General features: G+C 65.2%; 1 protein-coding gene. It reads left to right on the forward strand.

What is annotated here, in order from left to right; translation table 11 throughout:
• On the forward strand, positions 1 to 1394 hold a 1394-nt coding region (gene ilvA, locus NRB16_RS28725; protein WP_257107542.1), incomplete at both ends, for a threonine ammonia-lyase, biosynthetic.

The following is a 1394-nucleotide window of genomic DNA, read 5'->3' on the forward strand; positions in this document are numbered from 1 at the left end:
AAGATCCTCACCTCCCGCGTCTACGACGTGGCCATCGAAACCCCGCTGCAGGGGGCTCGCCAGCTGTCTGAGCGGCTCGGCAACCAGATCCTGCTCAAGCGCGAAGACCTGCAGGCGGTTTTCTCCTTCAAGATTCGCGGCGCCTACAACAAGCTGGCGCAACTGAGCGCGGCAGAGACCGCCCGTGGCGTGGTCACCGCCTCAGCCGGCAACCATGCCCAGGGCCTGGCCCTGGCGGCGCGGGAGCTGGGCATCAAGGCGGTGATCGTGATGCCCAAGACCACCCCGGAAATCAAGGTCGAGGGCGTGCGCTCGCGCGGTGGCCAGGTGGTGCTGCATGGCGACTCGTTCCCGGAGGCGCTGGCCCATTCACTGCGGCTGGTCGAGGAACAGGGGCTGGTCTATGTCCACCCCTATGACGACCCCGACACCATCGCCGGGCAAGGCACCGTGGCCATGGAGATCCTGCGCCAGCACCCTGGCCAACTGGACGCAATCTTCGTCCCGGTCGGTGGCGGCGGGCTGATCGCCGGCATTGCCGCGTACGTGAAATACCTGCGCCCGGAAATCAAAATCATCGGCGTCGAACCGGACGACTCCAACTGCCTGCAAGCCGCCCTGGCTGCTGGCGAGCGGGTGGTGCTCAACCAGGTCGGGCTGTTTGCCGATGGCGTGGCGGTGGCGCAGATCGGTCAGCATACCTTTGAGGTCTGCCGGCACTACGTCGACGAAGTGATCACCGTCAGCAGCGACGAAATCTGCGCGGCGATCAAGGACATCTACGACGACACCCGCTCGATCACCGAACCTGCCGGTGCGCTGGGCGTGGCGGGCATCAAAAAGTACGTCGAACAGCGCGGCGTCAGCGGCCAGACTCTGGTGGCCATCGACTCCGGGGCCAATATCAACTTCGACCGCCTGCGCCATGTCGCCGAGCGCGCCGAACTGGGTGAAGGCCGCGAAGCCATCATTGCGGTGACCATCCCGGAGCGGCCCGGCAGCTTCAAGGCGTTCTGTGAAGCGATCGGCAAGCGCCAGATCACCGAATTCAACTACCGCTACCACACCGACCGCGAGGCGCACATTTTCGTTGGCGTGCAGACCCACCCGGAGCGCGACCCGCGCAGCGCGCTGATCGCCAGCCTGAGCGAACAAGGCTTTCCGGTGGTCGACCTGACCGACAACGAACTGGCCAAGCTGCACATCCGCCACATGGTCGGCGGGCACTCGGAGCGGGTCAGCGACGAAGTGGTGCTGCGCTTCGAATTTCCCGAGCGGCCGGGCGCGCTGTTCAACTTTTTGAATAAACTGGGCGGACGCTGGACCATTTCGATGTTCCACTACCGCAACCATGGCGCAGCCGATGGCCGGGTAGTGGCGGGGCTGGTGGTGCC

Origin of the sequence: Pseudomonas sp. LJDD11 (genome assembly GCF_024584215.1) — a bacterium.
Classification (GTDB): Bacteria; Pseudomonadota; Gammaproteobacteria; order Pseudomonadales; family Pseudomonadaceae; genus Aquipseudomonas.